Genomic DNA, 18,324 nt, shown 5'->3' on the forward strand with positions numbered 1-18,324 from the left:
TTATTCAAACCTGTGCGATCCACTTGCGATGGGTATGGATCGACATCAAAACCCCAAACGCTGACAGTAGTGTCACCAGCGAAGTTCCTCCGTAGCTAATGAAGGGCAACGGCACCCCTACCACCGGCAACAGGCCACTGACCATACCGATGTTGACGAAAACATACACAAAAAACGTCATGGTCAGGCTGCCCGCCAGCAACTTGCCGAACAGCGTCTGGGCCTGGGCGGTGATCACCAGCCCTCGGCCGATCAGCAGCAGGTAGATCAGCAGCAGCACGCAAATGCCCACCAGGCCGAACTCCTCGCCCATCACCGCGATGATGAAGTCGGTGTGGCTTTCCGGCAAAAAGTCCAGGTGCGACTGGGTGCCCATCAGCCAGCCTTTGCCGAATACCCCGCCGGAGCCGATGGCGGCCTTGGACTGGATGATGTTCCAGCCAGTGCCCAGCGGATCGCTCTCGGGGTCGAGGAACGTCAAGACGCGTTGCTTCTGGTAGTCGTGCATGACGAAGTACCACATCGCCACCGACACCGGCACCGCCGCAGCGACCACGCTGAGGATCCAGCGCCAGCGCAGGCCGCCCATGAACAGCACGAAGGCGCCGCCGGCCAGGATCAGCAGCGAGGTGCCGAGGTCTGGCTGGCGCACGATCAGGATGAACGGGATCCCGATCAGCAACAGGCTGATGCACACGTGCTTGAGCTGGGGCGGCAAGGTGCGCTTGGACAGGTACCAGGCGATGGTCGCCGGCATGATGATCTTCAGGAATTCCGAGGGCTGGAAGCGAATCACCCCGGGGATGTTGATCCAGCGGGTCGCGCCCATGGCGTTGTGGCCCATCACGTCCACCACCACCAGCAGGCTGACGCCGATCACGTAGGCCAACGGCACCCAGCGCGCCATGAAACGCGGCTCCAACTGGGCAATGACGATCATCGACACCAGGCCGATGCCGAACGAGGTGGCCTGCTTGGCCAGCAAGTCCCAGCTTTTGCCGCTGGCCGAATACAGCACGAACAGGCTGCCGGCGGCCAGGGTCAGCAGCAGGATCAGCAGGGGGCCATCGATGTGCATGCGCTGCAACAGGGTGGCACGACGGCGCATCACATCTTCGCTGGAGAGGATGCGGTCGAAATTATTCTTCACGGGCCGTAGCCTCCGCGGTGATGGGGCTTGCGTACTCGGGCTTGAGCTGGCCGTGCTCGTCCAGCAACCAGGCGTCCATCACCTGGCGCACCACGGGCGCGGCGACACCGGAGCCCGACTCACCGTTCTCGACCATCACCGCCACGACGATTTTCGGGTTGTCGGCCGGGGCGAAGCCGACGAACAGGGCGTGGTCGCGGTGGCGCTCCTGGACCTTGGAGCGGTCGTACTTCTCACCCTGCTTGATCGCGACCACCTGGGCCGTACCACTCTTGCCGGCGATGCGGTACGGCGAACCGATGGCCGCCTTGCGCGCCGTGCCGCGAGCCCCGTGCATCACCTGCTGCATGCCGTTGTTGACCTTCTGCCAGTCCGACGGATTGTGCAGGATGATGTCCGGCATCGGGTTCGGGTCCACCGGCTTCTGGCCTTCGATGGTCTTGGCCAGGTGCGGGCGATACCACTTGCCCTTGCTCGCCACCAGCGCGGTGGCCTGGGCCAGTTGCAAAGGCGTAGCCTGCATGTAGCCCTGGCCGATCCCCAGGATCAGGGTTTCGCCGGGGAACCAGGCCTGGCGCCGGGTGGCGCGCTTCCATTCCCGGGACGGCATCAGGCCGGGGGATTCTTCGAACATATCCAGGGAGACTTTCTGGCCGATGCCGAACTTGTTCATGTAGGACGACAGCCGATCGATCCCCAGCTTGTGGGCCAGGTCATAGAAATAGGTGTCGTTGGACCGCATGATCGCCGTTTCCAGGTCCACGTAACCGTCGCCGGTACGGTTCCAGTTGCGGTACTTGTGGTCGTAGTTGGGCAGCATGTAGTAGCCCGGGTCGTAGACGCGGCTCGACGCCGTCACCACACCGGAATCCAGCCCGGCAATCGCCACGGCCGGCTTGATGGTCGAGCCTGGCGGATAGAGGCCGCGCAGCACCCGGTTGAACAGCGGCCGGTCGATGGAGTCGCGCAGCTCGGCGTAGGCCTTGAAGCTGATGCCGGTCACGAACAGGTTCGGGTCGAAACTCGGCTGGCTGACCATCGCCAGGACCTCGCCGGTATTCGGATCCAGCGCCACCACGGCGCCCCGGCGCCCGCCCAGCGCCGCTTCGGCGGCCTCCTGCAGCTTGATGTCCAGGCTCAGGACGATGTCCTTGCCGGGGATCGGGTCGGTGCGCTTGAGCACCCGCAATACCCGGCCACGGGCATTGGTCTCGACTTCTTCGTAACCCACCTGGCCGTGCAGCTCGGGCTCGTAGAAACGCTCGATACCGGTCTTGCCGATGTGGTGGGTGCCGCTGTAGTTGACCGGGTCGAGGGTCTTGAGCTCTTTCTCGTTGATCCGCCCCATGTAGCCGACCGAGTGGGCAAAGTGCGGCCCCTGGGGATAATGCCGCACCAGTTGCGCCACCACCTCGACGCCGGGCAGGCGGAACTGGTTCACGGCGATCAGGGCGATCTGCTCCTCGGTCAGCTCGAACAGGATCGGCACCGGCTCGAACGGCCGCCGCCCCTGGCGCATGCGCTTCTCGAAGATCGCCCGGTCCTCGGGGGTCAGTTGCAGCACTTCGACGATCACGTCGAGCACCTGCTGCCAGTCGCCGGAGCGCTCGCGGGTCATGCTCAGGCTGAAGCTGGGACGGTTGTCCGCCACCACCACGCCATTGCGGTCGAAGATCAGCCCACGGGTCGGCGGAATCGGCTGCACGTGCACCCGGTTGTTTTCCGACAGGGTCGAGTGGTACTCGTACTGGATCACCTGGAGGAAGTACAACCGCGCGATCAGCACCCCGATCAGCGTCACCACCGTGATGGCGCCGAACACGACGCGGCCCCGTACCAGGCGGGCGTCTTTTTCGTGGTCCTTGATGCGGATCGGCTGAGGCATGGGGCAGGATTACTTGTGGTAAGGGTGTCCGGACAGGACTGTCCAGACACGGTACAACTGTTCGCCGATCAGGATCCGCACCAGCGGATGCGGCAACGTCAACGGCGACAACGACCAGCGTTGGTCGGCCCGGGCACAGACTTCCGGCGCCAGCCCTTCGGGGCCGCCGACCATGAAATTGACCGTGCGCGAATCCAGCCGCCAGCGATCGAGCTCCACCGCCAGTTGCTCGGTGCTCCAGGGCTTGCCATGGACTTCGAGGGTGACGATCCGCTCGTTCGGCCCGACCTTGGCCAGCATGGCTTCGCCTTCCTGGCGGATGAAGCGCGCCACGTCGGCGTTCTTGCCACGGGTATTGAGCGGAATTTCCACCAGTTCCAGCGCCAGTTCGGACGGAAGACGCTTGGCATACTCATGCCAGCCTTCTTCCACCCACTTGGGCATGCGGGAACCGACGGCGATCAGGCGCAGTCGCACAGCGAACCCTTACTGCTGGTCTTTGTTGAGCTTGGTGAAATGCTCATGGGTGTTTTCCGGGCTGTGGTGACGGGCATCCGCCGCACGGCTCTGCTCGGCACCGGCCCACAGGCGCTCCAGGTCATAGAACTGGCGGGCCGAGGCGGTCATCATGTGCACGATGACGTCATCCATGTCCAGCAGGACCCAGTCGCTGTCGCCCTTGCCTTCTTCACCCAGCGGCTTGACGCCCTGGGCCTTGACCGCTTCGCGGACCTTGTCCAGCATCGCGCCGATCTGGCGGTTGGAGGTACCGGTGGCGATGATCATGAAGTCGGTGATGCTCTGCTTGTCGCGAACGTCGATCACCTGGATGTCCTGGGCCTTGACGTCTTCCAGGGCGGCAACGGACACCTTGACCAGCTCTTCGCCGGCCAATGCGGCGCCCACGTGGGCCTCTACCGGCAGCGGGGCGCTCTTGAACGTGCCCTTGCGCTTAACTTTGCTTACGTCTTTGTCAGTCATATAAAACTCGTTTTGCTCATGTGTTCGGGCGCTTCGCTACACGCATTCACGTGCCTTGAAGCGCGCCTCTTTCAGTTCGACGCACGGTACAGCCCGTGCGCATCGATGTAGGCCAGGACCGCGTCGGGCACCAGGAAACGTACCGACTTACCGCTGGCCAGCAGTTGACGGATCTGGGTGGCGGATACCGCGAGCGGCGTCTGCCAGACGAATGCAATCTGTCCGCTCGGCCCTTTCAGGGCCAGCGGGTCGCTCACCGAGCGTGCCGCCAGCAGGTTGCGCAAGGCATCCGGCGGCTCGCTGTCGGCATCCGGGCGTTGCAGCACCAGGATGTGGCAATGCTGGAGCAACTCTTCCCAGCGGTGCCAAGTGGGCAGGCCGCAAAATGCGTCCCAGCCCAGAAGCAGAAAAACCTGGGCATCGGCGGCCAGTTCGGCGCGCATCAGCTCCAGGGTGTCAATGGAGTAGGACGGCTTGTCCCGCAGCAATTCACGGGCGTCCACGACCAACGGCGCCACACCGGCCACCGCGCACTCGACCATCGCCAAACGGTCTTGCGCCGAAACCCTCGGCATCTCCCGATGAGGCGGCCTGGCGCTGGGCGTCAGGCGTAGCTCATCGAGGCCCAGGGCATCGGCCACTTCCAGCGCACCGCGCAAATGGCCGATGTGCACCGGGTCGAACGTGCCGCCCAGGATGCCGATGCGCTTTGGCGCGGTGGTCGCCGTCACAGCGGTCTTAGTCATAGGGGCCAGTGCGTCAAGGTCGCCCAAGTCAGGCCGGCTCCTGCCCGCGCAACTGGCCGTCGCCCACCACGATGTACTTCTCGCAGGTCAGGCCTTCGAGGCCCACCGGGCCGCGGGCGTGCAGCTTATCAGTAGAAATGCCGATCTCGGCACCCAATCCGTATTCGAAACCGTCGGCGAAGCAGGTCGGGGTGTTGATCATCACCGAGGCCGAGTCCACCTCGGCGACGAAGCGCCGGGCTTCGCCCTGGTGCTCGCTGACGATGGCGTCGGTGTGATGGGAGCCGTGGCGATTGATGTGCTCGATGGCCTGGTCCAGCCCGTCGACCACGCGGATCGACAGGATCGGCGCCAGGTATTCGGTGTCCCAGTCCTGCTCGGTGGCGGCCACCGCCTCGATGATCGCCCGGGTGCGCTCGCACCCACGCAGTTCGACGCCTTTTTCGCGGAACTGGGCCGCCATCGCCGGCAGGAAGGCCTGGGCCACGGCCTGGTCCACCAGCAGGGTTTCCATCGCGCCACAGATGCCATAACGGTAGGTCTTGGCATTGAAGGCAATGCGCTGGGCCTTCGGCAACTCGGCGTGGGCACTGACGTAGACGTGGCAGATGCCGTCCAGATGCTTGATCACCGGCACGCGGGCGTCACGGCTGATCCGCTCGATCAGGCCCTTGCCACCGCGCGGGACAATGACGTCGACGAACTCGGGCATGCTGATCAACGCGCCGACGGCGGCGCGGTCGGTGGTCTCCACCACTTGCACCACGGCGGCCGGCAGATCGGCCTCGGCCAGACCGCGCTGGATGCAGGCGGCGATGGCACGGTTGGAATGAATCGCCTCGGAACCGCCGCGCAGGATGGTCGCGTTACCCGACTTCAGGCACAGGCTCGCGGCATCGATGGTCACGTTCGGCCGCGACTCGTAGATGATCCCGACCACACCCAGCGGCACGCGCATCTTGCCCACCTGGATGCCCGACGGCCGGTAGCTCATGTCGCGGATCGCGCCGACCGGGTCCGGCAATGCCGCGACCTGACGCAAGCCGACGATCATGCCGTCGATGCGGGCCGGGGTCAGCGCCAGGCGTTCGAGCATCGCCGGCTCCAGGCCATTGGCCCGGCCGGCGGCCAGGTCCAGTTCGTTGGCGGCGGACAACTCGGCGCGAGCGGCGTCCAGCGCATTGGCGGCGGCTTGCAGGGCGCGGTTTTTCTGCGCGGTGCTGGCACGGCCGATGATGCGCGACGCCGCGCGGGCGGCGCGACCCAGGCGGGTCATGTAGTCAAGAACGGACTCAGTCATGGTCTGTGTGGTCTTGGCGGTGAGGAAAGCGGCAGATTATAGCTGTCGTAACCCTCGACTAACAGCATGGACTCACAGCGGTGACCGGCGGAGGAACAAAAAGACGCCGACAGCCACGGTTCACGTGCGTGTTCAGTGGTGATTAAGCTTCGCATTGCTATCATCGCCCTTCCTTTGGCCTCACTGCGTCTATCGCCATGACCGATCCAACCCCTTCGCCCCAGCCCAAGGCCCTGCCCCACGGCTTTTTCGATCGCGACGCCCAAGTGCTTGCCCGGGACCTGCTGGGCAAGGTCATCCGCCACAAGGTCGGGGACCTGTGGCTCAGCGCGCGGATCATCGAGACCGAAGCGTATTACTTCGCCGAAAAAGGCAGCCACGCCTCGCTCGGCTACACGGAAAAACGTAAGGCTTTGTTTCTGGATGGCGGCCACATCTATATGTATTACGCCCGGGGCGGTGATTCGCTGAACTTCAGCGCCCAGGGCCCAGGCAATGCCGTGCTGATCAAGTCGGCCTATCCGTGGGTCGATGCCGTCTCCGGCCCGGCGAGCCTGGCGCAGATGCTGCTGAACAACCCCGACGCCCAGGGCCAGCCGCGCACGCCGCAGAAGCTCTGCGCCGGCCAGACCCTGCTGTGCAAGGCTCTCGGGCTGAAAGTGCCGGAATGGGACGCCAAACGTTTCGACCCCGAGCGCCTGCTGGTGGAAGATGTCGATGTGCCGACGGTCAATGTCATCCAGACCACCCGCCTGGGAATCCCGCAAGGGCGCGACGAGCACCTGCCCTACCGTTTCGTCGATGCGGCCTATGCCCCCTGGTGCACCCGGAACCCGCTGCGACGCGGACAGGTCGAAGGTCGCGATTATTTTTTGCTTTCATAAACACACCGCACAACCCTGTGGGAGCGAGCTTGCTCGCGATAGCGTCGAGTCAACTGAATGGATGTTGACTGACACACCGTAATCGCGAGCAAGCTCGCTCCCACAGTTGATCTTCAGTGACCGCAGGTTTTGTGTTCACAACAGAATCCCACAGGGGGTTCGGTGCATGCCGATCAATCTTCGATGGAGTTGTTCTTATGAGCCAATGGCTCGATAGCATCACCGGCTGGCTGAGTGTCAATCCGCAATGGCTGGCGGTGGCGGTGTTCATCGTCGCCTGCGTGGAATGCCTGGCGATTGCCGGGTTGATCGTGCCGGGCACGGTGTTGTTGTTCGCGATCGCGGTGCTGGCCGGCAGCGGTGCGCTGTCGCTGGGCGAGACGCTGCTGCTGGGGTTGCTCGGCGGCTTGCTGGGGGACCTGGTGTCGTATTTCCTCGGCCGCCACTTCCACCAGAACATCCGGCGTCTGCCAGGGCTGCGGCACCACCCGGAATGGATGAACGCGGCCGAGAGCTACTTCCAGCGCTACGGCATCGCCAGCCTGCTGGTGGGGCGCTTCATCGGCCCACTCAGGCCGATGCTGCCGATGGTGGCCGGGATGTGTGACATGCCGTTCCCGCGCTTCGCCGCCGTCAGCCTGCTGGCCGCCTCCGGCTGGACCGTGGCGTACCTGCTGCCCGGCTGGGCCACCGGCGCGGCGTTCCGCCTGCCACTGCCCGAAGGTTTCTGGCCACAGGCCGGGGTGGTGGTCGGCAGCATCGCGGTGATGATCGGCCTGAGCGTCAACAGCAGCATGCGCCGTCACCGGCATGCCACCGCGCTGATTGCCGGCCTGGGCCTGGTGATCCTGATCGGCCTGTTCATCGGCTTTCGCTACCTCACAGCCTTCGACCAGGGGTTGATGACGCTGGTCCAGGAGCACCGCAGCCCGACGCTGGACGAAATCGCCGTGACCTTCACGCTGATCGGCGAATTCCACTTCATGCTGATCTTCAGCTCCCTGCTGACCGGCCTGCTGTTATTGGCGCGCCAATGGCGGCAGGCAATCTTCGCCGGCGGCACGATGCTGCTCACCTCCCTGGCCAATACCGGCAGCAAGCACTTCTTCGCCCGTGTGCGCCCAGAAATTCTCACCGACCCACTGACCAGCTACAGCATGCCCAGCGGCCATGCCTCCGGTGCGTTCGCGCTGTTCCTAGCGCTGGCCGTCCTGGCCGGTCGCGGCCAACCGCCCCGCCTGCGCCTGACCTGGCTGCTGCTGGGCTGCCTGCCGGCGCTGGCGATTGCCTTGTCGCGGGTTTATCTCGGTGCTCATTGGCCGAGCGACATCATCGCCGGCGCCATGCTCGCCGCCTGTGTCTGCGCCGCCGTCCTGTGGCTGAGCCAGCGCCAGGCACCGCTACCGGCCATGCCGCCGAAAATCTGGTGGCTGATCCTGCCGGCGATGGTGGCCGCGTTCAGCTTCTTCAGCTTCCGGCACCTGCCCCATGGCCTGCTACGGTATGCCTACTGAGCGGCGGACCAATGAGCACTGGAGATCCGTGTGGGGTCAGGCGAAGAGTTCGCCCTGCAACTCATCGAGCAAGGCCTGGATCGCATCCAGGCGCTGCTGTGGGTCATCGAGTTGCAGCAGGTCGATCTTGTCCAGTTCGTTGAACGGCAACAGATAGGCCAGCTGGTTGGCCAGCGATTGCTGGCCGGTCGCTTCGGTGCCCATGTTCAAGGCTTCGACCATCGGGTGCTCGGCCAGCGCCTTGAGCAACGCCACCAGGTCAGCGTCCTCGTCCTGCAGCGGTTGCTCCGGCTCGTCCTCCAGCCACTCGACATCGGCGACCGTCAACTGATCCGGCTGGACGCTGCTGCCATGCACGATAAAACGCCGCCCGCCCTTCACGCGGATGCCCAACAGGCCGTTGTCCTGCTGGGAAAAGTCGGTGATCAGCGCCTCGCAGCCCACCCGCGCATAACCTTCCGGGGCAATGCCCACTTCCTCGCCATCGAGGATGCACACCACTCCGAACCCTTCGCCTTTTTTCATGCAGCGGCCGATCATGTCGAGGTAGCGCGCCTCGAAAATCTGCAAATCGAGGATGCAACCGGGGAACAACACAGTGTTCAACGGGAAAAGCGGCAAGCTCATAACCAGTTCCTTAGACTGTCATCGACACCACCAACGGCAGCAACACCGCCGTGGCTACGCCCATCAGACTCATCGCCAGCGCCGCAAAAGCGCCGGACTCTTCGCTTTCCTGCAAGGCCACGGACGTGCCCACCGCATGGGCCGCCAATCCCAGGGCCATACCGCGGGCCTCGGGGCTGTGCACCTTCAACCCGTTGAGGATGCTCGGGCCCAGAATCGCCCCAAGCACGCCCGTGATCAAGACGAACACCGCCGCCATGGCCGCCACGCCGCCAATCTGCTCGGCCACCAGCATGGCGATCGGCGAGGTCACGGACTTGGGCGCCATGGTCATCAGAATCATGTGCTCGGCGCCGAACACCCAGCCCAGCAGCACCGCAGAGCCGGTGGCGACCACCCCGGCTATCACCAGCGTAGTAAAAATCGGCCAGAACAATTGGCGGATCCGCCGCAGGTTCAAATACAACGGCACCGCCAGGGCGACCGTGGCCGGCCCCAGCAGGATGCTGAGGATTTCAGTGCTCTTGCGGTATTCGGCGTAACCAATGCCGCAACCGACCAGCACGCCGATCAGCAGCACCATCGACATCAGCACCGGCTGCAGGAACACCCAGCGGGTCTTTTCAAACGCCGCCAATACCAGTTGATAGGCGCCCAGGGTGATGCCGATGCCGAACAGCGGATGATGGATCACCGAGGTCCAGGCGCCTTGCCAGTCGAGGATCATTCGCTCTCCTCCGCCGCGGCGACGTGACGCCGTGCCAGGCGCTGCATCAGCACCCCGGTCAGGGCCACGGACAGGATCAACGACAAGGTCAATGCACCGACGATGGCCCAGAAATCGGCCGCGATGGCCCGCGCATAGACCATCACCCCCACCGCCGGCGGGACCAGCAACAACGGCAAGTAGCGCAACAGGCTGCCGGCGGCCAGGCTCAGCGGCTCACTGACTTCGCCGCGCATGATCAGGTAGCCCAGCAACAGCAACAGGCCCACGATGGGCCCGGGCAACACCGGCAGGAACAAATGATTGATCGCAGTGCCCAGCAATTGGAACAGCACCAGCCAGGTCAGGCCCCGTAGCAACATCCGCTCTCTCCCCTGCAACAGATCCAATGAACGCGCCAACTCGGTTCACGACGTGACGGTGTGGCGAGGGAGCTTGCTCCCGCTGGGCGGCGCAGCGGCCCCATTTTATGAGCGCTGCGCACTCAAGCGGGAGCAAGCCCCCCTCGCCACGGAATCGAACGCGCACGTCAAGTGAACGGAATCGCAAAGAATGCGCCCGCATTATAAGCATGCCCGCGCTATGGGTCGGCATTCGTAAAAAGCATGGTCGGTGACCTTACGTGCGTGCCATGTTGATCTACAGTGGTTCTCCGGGGGCGCAAGTCCCCGCTCCAGAAAAAGACAATACCGATGAACCCAAGGAGAGTCTCAATGCCCTACGTCCCCGTTGCAGCGCTCAAAGATTATGTCGGCAAGGAACTTGGACGTTCCGATTGGCTTACCATCGACCAGGACCGCATCAACCTGTTCGCCGAAGCCACTGGCGACTTTCAGTTCATCCATGTCGACCCGGTCAAGGCCGCGCAAACCCCGTTTGGCAGCACCATCGCCCACGGTTTCCTGTCGTTGTCGCTGATGCCCAAGCTGATGGAAGACATCCTGATCCTGCCCGAGGGCGTGAAGATGGTCGTTAACTATGGGCTCGACAGCGTGCGTTTCATCCAGCCGGTGAAAGTCGATTCCAAGGTCCGGCTCAAGGTCGAACTGGTGGACGTCACCGAGAAGAAGCCCGGTCAATGGCTGCTCAAGGCCACCGCCACGCTGGAAATCGAAGGTTCGGAAAAACCCGCCTACATCGCCGAGCCACTGTCGCTCTGCTTCGTGTAGACCTTCGCGGTTGCGAAACCGCCCAGGGCTGTTTCGCATCGCTTCTCTGTATCCAGAGGGTGCAGCTGCGGCATACTCGTGGCCTGATGACCTGGATCCCGTTATGCGCTTACTCGTTCCGCTGACCCTGACCCTATTGCTCACCGCCTGCGGCGACGGCGAATCGCTGCTGCCTCCCGACGCGCGCCTGCCCGACGGCGGACGCTATCGCGGCGACCTGGTGGACGGCCTGCTGCAAGGCCAGGGGCGTATCGACTACCCCAACGGCAGCTGGTACGCCGGGCAGTTCGACAAGGGCCAGTGGCACGGCACCGGGGAATGGCATGGCAGCAACGGCGAGGTCTACCGCGGCCAGTTCCAGCACGGCCTGTTCCACGGCCAGGGCAGCCTGACCACGCCCACCAGCAGCTACACCGGTGGCTTCAAGCAGGGTCGGCGCGACGGCGAAGGCACGCTCAAGGAAAACGGCATGACCTACCGCGGCGAGTTCAAGGCCGACCGGTACTCAGGCCTCGGGCGCCTGGAGCTCGACGACGGCAGCCAGTACCAGGGCCCCTTCGTCAATGGCAAGCCCAACGGCGAAGGCCAGCGCTTCGATGCCAGCGGCAACCAGTTCACCGGGCACTTCGTCGACGGCCAACTGCAAGGCAAGGGGACCTTCAACAGCGCCGACGGCGACGTCTATGTCGGCGGTTTCAGGAACAACCAACTCAACGGTCGCGGCCGTTACGAAAACGCTGACGGCGACGTCTGGATCGGCCAGTTCAAGGACGGCGCGCTGACCGGCAAGGGTGAATTGATCGGGGCCGATGGCAGCCATTACCTCGGGCAATTCAACGAGTGGCGATTCACCGGCCAGGGGCGCCTGAACCTGCCCGACGGCAACTTCTACGTCGGCCAGTTCGAGAACGACAGCTACCACGGGCGCGGCACCCTGGCATTGACTGACGGCACCGTGCAAAGCGGCACTTGGGCCAAGGGCCAACGGGTACGCGACGCCGATGGCCGGCTACTGCCGGACGTGCTGGAACTTGGCCTGCTGGCCCAGGGCCGCCTGCTGGACGACGCCCTCGCCAATATCCCCGCCTCCACCCCGGCGGTGGAGCTGTACAGCCTGACCCTGGGTGGCGATGGCAAGCAAAGCGTGTTCCTGCGCGAATCCGACTACGTCGCCAACATGCTCGCCAGCCGTTTCGGCGCCTTTGGGCAGATCCGCCTGGTGAACCACCGCGATCACCTCGGCGACCGGCCCATGGCCAGCCGCGAAAGCCTGCGCCGCGCCGCCGCCACCCTGGCCGAACGCAGCGGCCCGGAAGACCTGATTTTCATCTACCTGACCAGCCACGGCACCAGCGAGCATGAGCTGGTGCTCGACCAGCCCCGCATGGAGCTGGCCGACCTACCCGCCGACGAGCTGGCCGCGGTCCTGGCGCCGCTGAAGAACCGCGACAAGATCGTGGTGATCTCAGCCTGCTACTCCGGCGGTTTCATCCCGGCGCTCAAGGATGAACGTACCCTGATCATGACCGCCTCGCGGGCCGACCGGGTGTCCTTCGGCTGCTCCGAGGAGGCCAACTTCACCTATTTCGGCGATGCACTGTTTGCCCAGGCGCTGAACCAGACCGACGACCTGGAGCAGGCCTTCAAGAAAGCCAAGGCCACCGTTGCCGAGCGCGAGCAGGCGGACAATTTCGAAGCTTCCGAGCCGCAGATCTGGGCACCCAGGACGGTCCTCTCCCACTGGCAACTGCTGCGCAAGCAACAGGCGCGAAAAGCATTGCAAAGTGCTGCATTGAACGACGAGGCCACAAAGAGCAACTAAGCTGAACCGTATCAAGGGGGAAACACTATGTACTTGACGCCTCAGCATGTTTTGCTCGCCGGTGCCACCGGGTTGACCGGGGAACACCTGCTGGACCGGCTGCTCAACGAGCCGACCATCAGCCGGGTCCTGGCACCTTCCCGCCGACCACTGGCCGGGCATCCGCACCTGGAAAACCCGGTTGGGGAGCCGGCCGAGGTGCTGCCCCGTCTCAGCGGCCGGGTCGACATCGCCTTTTGCTGCCTTGGCACCACCATCAAGAAAGCCGGTTCGGAACAGGCCTTTCGCGCGGTGGACCTGGAGCTGGTCGTGGCCTTCGCCAAGCGCGCCCGGGAGCTGGGCGCCCGGCACCTGGTTGCGATCAGCGCGCTGGGGGCCGACCCCAAGTCATCGATTTTCTACAACCGGGTCAAGGGCGAAATGGAAGCGGCCCTCAGGGCCCAGGACTGGCCGCAACTCACACTCTGCCGGCCTTCCCTGCTGCTGGGCGACCGCGTCGAACCTCGCCTGGCCGAGCAACTGGCCGGGCCGTTGTCGAAGCTGATCCCAGGCAAATACCACGGCATCGAAGCCTGCCAACTGGCCCGCGCCATGTGGCGCCTGGCGCTGGAGGAACAGGACGGAGTGCGGGTGGTAGAGTCGGATGAGTTGCGTAAGTTGGGTAAGTGAACCTGAATCGCCGATGCTTTTTGTGGCGAGGGGATTTATCCCCGCTGGGCTGCGAAGCGGCCCCCTCAACCTGACTGACACACTGCATGCTCAGGTTTGGGGCCGCTTCGCGCCCCGGCGGGGATAAATCCCCTCGCCACACAGAGCCCATCACCCCAGATAAACCCCATCGCCCCAGGGTCCAGCGGCCTCACATCCCGCCAGTCGCCCGGAACCCCACCCCCATCGCCGTGAACAGCGACAACGGCAACAACACGGTATCGAGCAACGCACTGGCCGGCAGATCGACGCCGGGATAGCTCGGGGCCTCGGCGCCGAAACGGTCCTTGGCGCAGCAGCCGCCATTGAGGGCGTAGAGGTCCAGCCGTGTGCCCGCATACACCACCGGCGCCCCGGGCTTGGCCGCGTCCAGCGTGCGAGCGGTGGCGCAACCGGTCAGTTGCAGCGCCAGCAGTACCATCAGGATCTTATTCATCGCTGCTCAAATGATGCTCGCCCCAGCGCGGCAGCATGTCCTGAGGGATGTTCAGCAGGTTGAGGATCCGCGCCACCACGAAATCGATCAGGTCGTCGATGGTCTGGGGCTGGTGATAGAAGCCTGGCGAGGCCGGCAGGATGGTCACGCCCATGTTCGACAACTTGAGCATGTGCTCCAGGTGAATGCTCGAATACGGCGCTTCCCGCGGCACCAGGATCAGTTGGCGGCGCTCCTTGAGGGTCACGTCCGCGGCCCGTTCGATCAGGTTGTTGCACGCCCCGGTGGCAATCGCCGACAACGTCCCGGTGGAACACGGCACCACCACCATGGCGGCCGGCGCACCGGAACCGGACGCCACCGGCGACATCCAGTCTTCCTTGCCGTACACGCGAATCTGTCCGTCCGCCGCACCGGTGTATTCGGTGAGGAAGGCCTGCATCATCTGGGGCTTGGGCGGCAAGGTCACGTCGGTCTCGGTGGCCATCACCAGTTGCGCCGCCTTCGAGATGAGAAAGTGCACCTCGCGGTCTTCCCGCACCAGGCAATCGAGCAGGCGCAAGCCGTACTGGGCACCGGAAGCACCGGTCATCGCCAGGGTGATGCGCTCCGGACCGTTGTTCATCGCAGCGCCTCGGCCAGCTTGCCGTGCAGGCCGCCGAAGCCACCATTGCTCATGATCACCACGTGGGTACCGGGTTGGGCCTGGCTTTTCACACGTTCGATGATGCCTTCCAACGAATCGCTGACAATCGAAGGCACGCTGCACAGTGCGGCGGTGGCGCCCAAGTCCCAGCCGAGGTTGGCCGGCGCATACCAGATCACCTGGTCGGCATCGACCACGCTTTCCGGCAGGCCATCGCGGTGCGCGCCCAGTTTCATGGAGTTGGAGCGCGGTTCGATGATCGCAATCAAAGGCGCGTCGCCAATGCGCTTGCGCAAGCCGTCGAGGGTCGTGGCAATGGCGGTCGGGTGGTGGGCGAAGTCGTCATAGATCGTAATGCCACGCACCTCGGCGACCTTCTCCATGCGCCGCTTGACGCTCTTGAATGCGCTCAGCGCGGCCACGCCCATGGCCGGCACCACGCCGACATGCCGGGCCGCGGCCAGGGTCGCCAGGGCGTTGGCAACGTTGTGCTGGCCAGTCAGGTCCCACTCCACGACGCCTTGGGACTGGCCTTCGAACATCACCTCGAACTGCGAACCGTCGTCCTTGAGCAACTTCACTTGCCACTGCCCACCCGCACCGGTGGTTTGCACCGGGGTCCAGCAGCCCATTTCGATCACCCGCTGCAAGGCCGGCTCGGTGGTCGGGTGAATGACCAGGCCTTCGCTTGGAATGGTCCGTACCAGGTGATGGAACTGCCGTTCGATGGCTGGAAGATCGGGGAAGATGTCCGCATGATCGAACTCAAGGTTATTGAGGATCGCAGTGCGTGGACGGTAGTGGACGAACTTCGAGCGTTTATCGAAGAACGCGCTGTCGTACTCGTCGGCCTCGATCACGAAGAACGGCGTACCGCCCAGGCGCGCCGACACCGAGAAATTCTGCGGCACGCCGCCGATCAGGAAGCCCGGGCTCATGCCCGCGTGCTCCAGCACCCAGGCGAGCATGCTGCTGGTGGTGGTCTTGCCATGGGTGCCGGCCACGGCCAGTACCCAGCGGCCCTGCAACACGTGATCGGCCAGCCACTGCGGCCCGGACACGTACGGCAGGCCTTTATTGAGCACGTACTCCACCGCGGGATTGCCCCGGGACATGGCGTTGCCGATCACCACCAGGTCCGGCGCCGGCTCCAGTTGTGCCGGGTCGTAGCCTTGGGTCAATTCAATGCCCTGGGCTTGCAGTTGGGTGCTCATCGGCGGGTAGACGTTGGCGTCGGAACCGGTCACGTGATGGCCCAGCTCCTTGGCCAGGACCGCCATCGAACCCATGAAAGTGCCGCAAATACCGAGAATATGGATGTGCATAGTCGACCTCGTAAAACATGGCCGCAGGTTAGCCTAGGGAGGGGGAAATCGCACCTTGTCTTTGGAATTGCCTGATGCTCAGGCCGATGAACACCACTGAACCCTGTGGGAGCGGGCTTGCTCGCGAATGCGGTGGGTCATTCAATAGATGCATCGGCTGACACGCTGCTTTCGCGAGCAAGCCCGCTCCCACAAAAGGATTTTCAGTGGCCGTGGGATCGGGGGTCAGCGGGCGATGGCGTGTTTGCGCAGCTTGCGGTAAAGGGTGTTACGGCTGATGCCCAACTGCTCCGCCGTGTTGGTCATGTGCCAGCGCGTCTGCTCCAGCGCATTGAGCAACGCCAACCGTTCGGCATCTTCCAGCGGGTGTTCAGTGGCAGGTGCCGGCTCGACTGGCGGCCGCGCCTGACGGATCATCGCCGGCAAGTCCTCCACGCCAATCCGCCCGTCCTCGCACAGCGCGACGAGGGTGCGCAGCACGTTGCGCAACTGGCGCACATTGCCCGGCCAGTCGAACGCCAGCAGCGCCTGGCGCGCCGGCTCGTCGAGGGTGACCGTCTCGGCGCCGCGCTCTTCGGCCAGCAGAAAATCCAGCAACTGCGCTTTGTCACCGCGCTCACGCAGCGCCGGCAGGGGGATTTCCAAGCCGTTGAGCCGGTAATACAGGTCTTCGCGGAAACTGCCATCCTGCACCCGTTCGAACAACTGCCGGTGAGTGGCGCTGATGATGCGCACGTTCACCGCCTCCGGCTCACCACCGATCGGCACCACCTGCCGATCCTCCAGCACCCGTAGCAACCGGGTCTGCAAGGCCAGGGGCATGTCGCCGATCTCGTCCAGGAACAAAGTGCCGCCGTCCGCCTGTTGCAGCTTGCCGCGCATGCCTTCCTTGCGGGCGCCGGTAAAGCTGCCGCCGCGATAGCCGAACAGCTCGCTCTCGATCAGGCTTTCCGGGATGGCCGCGCAGTTGAGCGCGACGAAGTGTTTCCCGGCACGCTGGCTGGCGTGGTGCACGGCCTTGGCGAAGGCTTCCTTGCCGGACCCGGTTTCACCGTTGATCAGCAAGGGAACGTCCCGTTCGAAGACCCGCAGCGCCTTGCGAAAATGCGCCTGCAACGACGCATCCCCCAGGCAGATCCCTGGCAGGCGCGCCGGCTCGCTGGGCTTGAGCGCCGGGGCCAGCGGAACCGGCACGCTACGCGGCTGGCCTCGCAACACGGCAAACAGGTGCCGACCGTCACGGGTGCGCAACGGCCAGCTGGCACTGGCGTGGGCGCTGGCCCGTCCAAGCAACTCATCCAGCGAACAATCGAAAAAGGCTTCCACCGGCTGGCCCAGCAAGCCGCCACGAATGTGCCCGAGCAAATTCAGCGCACTCTGGTTCACGGCGCAAATCCGCCCTTCACCGTCGAAGGCCAGCAACCCTTCGCTGAACAGCCCCACGGACTCGGCCTGCAAATGAAAGCGCAGCAGCCATTGGTTGTCGAAGCAGCGCAGGAAATAGCAACTCTCGATCATCTTGGCCGAGAGGTTGACCAGCGCCATGGTGTGGAACTGGCTCTGGCGCGACACGTCCGGCCGGGCCGAGGACACGTCGAGCACAGCCAGCAGTTCGCCATGCGGGTCGAAGACGGGGCTGGCTGAGCAGGTCAGGCCGGTGTGGCGACCGCGAAAATGTTCTTCCTGGTGGATGGTCAGGGCCTGGCGCTCCACCAGGCAGGTGCCGATGCCGTTGGTGCCCTCGCAAGCCTCGCTCCAGTCGGCACCGAGCCAGAGGCCGGCCCGTTCGAAGATCTTGCGCTCGCTGGGGGCGGTGACGCAGTTGAGGATCACCCCGCGGGCGTCGGTCAGCAACACCGCATGGCCGGCGCCGGAGAGCTGCTGATGCAGGCTGGTCATTTCGTTGCCGGCGATGTGCAGCACCTGTTGCAGGCGCTCGCGGCTTTCCAGCACCCGGCCATGCTCAAGCACCGTCGGCGCAAGGTTCTGGGCCGGGTCGAGGTGATAATCCTCAAGGCAGCGCAGCCAGGAACGGGCAATCGACGGATCGCTGCCAGGCCCCTGCAAATGGGCCTTGCCCTGGGTGACCGTCAGGACCTGCTGGGCATGGCGACTCAGATGGTTGCTGTGCATTTCTTATTATTCTCCCCGAAGGACCTGCCTCACTGGAGCAACTGGCGAATATCCAACCGTGAACACCGAACCCCGTGGCGAGGGAGCTTGCTCCCGCTCGACTGCGCAGCAGGCGCAATCGGTGTTGATGCGACAAAAAAGCTTGGGTCTGCTGCGCAGCCCAGCGGGAGCAAGCTCCCTCGCCACAAAAGCTGTCTTATCACCCAAATACATTTGCCAGAGATTCCGATCGAAGCCCAGCATCCTCCAGCCCAACCGCCTTTGCAATGCT

18 protein-coding genes are annotated in these 18,324 nt (G+C 64.2%); 5 read left to right on the forward strand and 13 right to left on the reverse strand.

The genetic code is table 11. From position 1 onward, the window contains the following. Window positions 1-4: 4 nt before the first annotated feature. From VM99_08340 to VM99_08365, 6 genes are all read right to left on the reverse strand, one after another. The gene (locus VM99_08340) at window positions 5-1,108 is read right to left on the reverse strand and encodes a rod shape-determining protein RodA (protein ID AKK01715.1); all 1,104 of its coding nucleotides are present in this window, start codon (window positions 1,106-1,108) and stop codon (window positions 5-7) included. Window positions 1,109-1,139: 31 nt separating this feature from the next. Beyond that, a complete protein-coding gene (locus tag VM99_08345; GenBank protein ID AKJ98069.1) occupies window positions 1,140-3,035 on the reverse strand; it encodes a penicillin-binding protein 2 in 1,896 nt (631 codons plus the stop codon). A gap of 9 nt (window positions 3,036-3,044) precedes the next feature. Further along, window positions 3,045-3,512, reverse strand: a complete 468-nt coding sequence (locus VM99_08350) for a 50S rRNA methyltransferase (protein AKJ98070.1) — start codon at window positions 3,510-3,512, stop codon at window positions 3,045-3,047. 9 nt (window positions 3,513-3,521) lie between these two features. Further along, entirely contained in the window at window positions 3,522-4,016 is a 495-nt protein-coding gene (locus tag VM99_08355) for a ribosome-associated protein IOJAP (protein ID AKJ98071.1), read from the reverse strand. Window positions 4,017-4,087: 71 nt separating this feature from the next. Further along, entirely contained in the window at window positions 4,088-4,762 is a 675-nt protein-coding gene (locus VM99_08360) for a nicotinate-nucleotide adenylyltransferase (protein ID AKK01716.1), read from the reverse strand. A gap of 28 nt (window positions 4,763-4,790) precedes the next feature. Then, entirely contained in the window at window positions 4,791-6,062 is a 1,272-nt protein-coding gene (locus VM99_08365; GenBank protein ID AKJ98072.1) for a gamma-glutamyl phosphate reductase, read from the reverse strand. Window positions 6,063-6,259: 197 nt separating this feature from the next. Here VM99_08365 and VM99_08370 point away from each other — a divergent pair, with 197 nt between their 5' ends. After that, window positions 6,260-6,946 (forward strand): 3-methyladenine DNA glycosylase, encoded by a 687-nt coding sequence (locus VM99_08370; protein AKJ98073.1) that lies wholly within the window; start codon window positions 6,260-6,262, stop codon window positions 6,944-6,946. Window positions 6,947-7,143: 197 nt separating this feature from the next. Further along, window positions 7,144-8,460, forward strand: a complete 1,317-nt coding sequence (locus tag VM99_08375; GenBank protein AKJ98074.1) for a phosphoesterase — start codon at window positions 7,144-7,146, stop codon at window positions 8,458-8,460. A 36-nt stretch (window positions 8,461-8,496) separates the two neighbouring features. Here VM99_08375 and VM99_08380 read toward each other — a convergent pair whose 3' ends face one another. The 3 genes from VM99_08380 to VM99_08390 are packed head-to-tail and all read right to left on the reverse strand — an operon-like array spanning window position 8,497 to window position 10,176. Continuing rightward, entirely contained in the window at window positions 8,497-9,087 is a 591-nt protein-coding gene (locus VM99_08380) for an ATP-dependent protease (protein ID AKJ98075.1), read from the reverse strand. Window positions 9,088-9,097: 10 nt separating this feature from the next. Then, window positions 9,098-9,814 carry a membrane protein gene (locus VM99_08385; protein AKJ98076.1) on the reverse strand — a complete coding sequence of 239 codons (717 nt, stop codon included), beginning with the start codon at window positions 9,812-9,814 and terminating at the stop codon, window positions 9,098-9,100. After that, entirely contained in the window at window positions 9,811-10,176 is a 366-nt protein-coding gene (locus VM99_08390) for a murein hydrolase transporter LrgA (protein ID AKJ98077.1), read from the reverse strand. The genes VM99_08385 and VM99_08390 overlap by 4 nt, the downstream gene beginning before the upstream one ends. A gap of 351 nt (window positions 10,177-10,527) precedes the next feature. Between VM99_08390 and VM99_08395 the strand changes: the two genes are divergently transcribed. The 3 genes from VM99_08395 to VM99_08405 all read left to right on the forward strand — a co-directional run bounded on the left by VM99_08395 (window position 10,528) and on the right by VM99_08405 (window position 13,474). After that, on the forward strand, window positions 10,528-10,983 hold the full coding sequence (locus VM99_08395; GenBank protein AKJ98078.1) for a dehydratase: 456 nt from the start codon (window positions 10,528-10,530) through the stop codon (window positions 10,981-10,983). Between the two features lie 103 nt (window positions 10,984-11,086). Further along, entirely contained in the window at window positions 11,087-12,805 is a 1,719-nt protein-coding gene (locus tag VM99_08400; GenBank protein AKJ98079.1) for a peptidase C13, read from the forward strand. A 27-nt stretch (window positions 12,806-12,832) separates the two neighbouring features. Beyond that, window positions 12,833-13,474, forward strand: coding sequence for a nucleoside-diphosphate sugar epimerase (locus VM99_08405; GenBank protein AKJ98080.1), 642 nt, complete (start codon window positions 12,833-12,835; stop codon window positions 13,472-13,474). 190 nt (window positions 13,475-13,664) lie between these two features. On the opposite strand, the gene VM99_08410 is transcribed toward VM99_08405, so the two are convergent. The 4 genes from VM99_08410 to VM99_08425 form a co-directional block, all read right to left on the reverse strand. Beyond that, window positions 13,665-13,949, reverse strand: coding sequence for a lipoprotein (locus VM99_08410; protein ID AKJ98081.1), 285 nt, complete (start codon window positions 13,947-13,949; stop codon window positions 13,665-13,667). Continuing rightward, a complete protein-coding gene (locus tag VM99_08415; protein ID AKJ98082.1) occupies window positions 13,942-14,574 on the reverse strand; it encodes an aromatic acid decarboxylase in 633 nt (210 codons plus the stop codon). Before VM99_08415 ends, VM99_08410 begins: the two co-directional genes overlap by 8 nt. After that, window positions 14,571-15,920 carry a UDP-N-acetylmuramate:L-alanyl-gamma-D-glutamyl-meso-diaminopimelate ligase gene (locus VM99_08420; GenBank protein AKJ98083.1) on the reverse strand — a complete coding sequence of 450 codons (1,350 nt, stop codon included), beginning with the start codon at window positions 15,918-15,920 and terminating at the stop codon, window positions 14,571-14,573. The genes VM99_08415 and VM99_08420 overlap by 4 nt, the downstream gene beginning before the upstream one ends. Window positions 15,921-16,145: 225 nt before the next feature. Next, entirely contained in the window at window positions 16,146-18,053 is a 1,908-nt protein-coding gene (locus VM99_08425) for a Fis family transcriptional regulator (protein ID AKJ98084.1), read from the reverse strand. Window positions 18,054-18,324 lie beyond the last annotated feature (271 nt).

Origin of the sequence: Pseudomonas chlororaphis, from assembly GCA_001023535.1 — a bacterium.
Classification (GTDB): domain Bacteria; phylum Pseudomonadota; class Gammaproteobacteria; order Pseudomonadales; family Pseudomonadaceae; genus Aquipseudomonas; species Aquipseudomonas chlororaphis_E.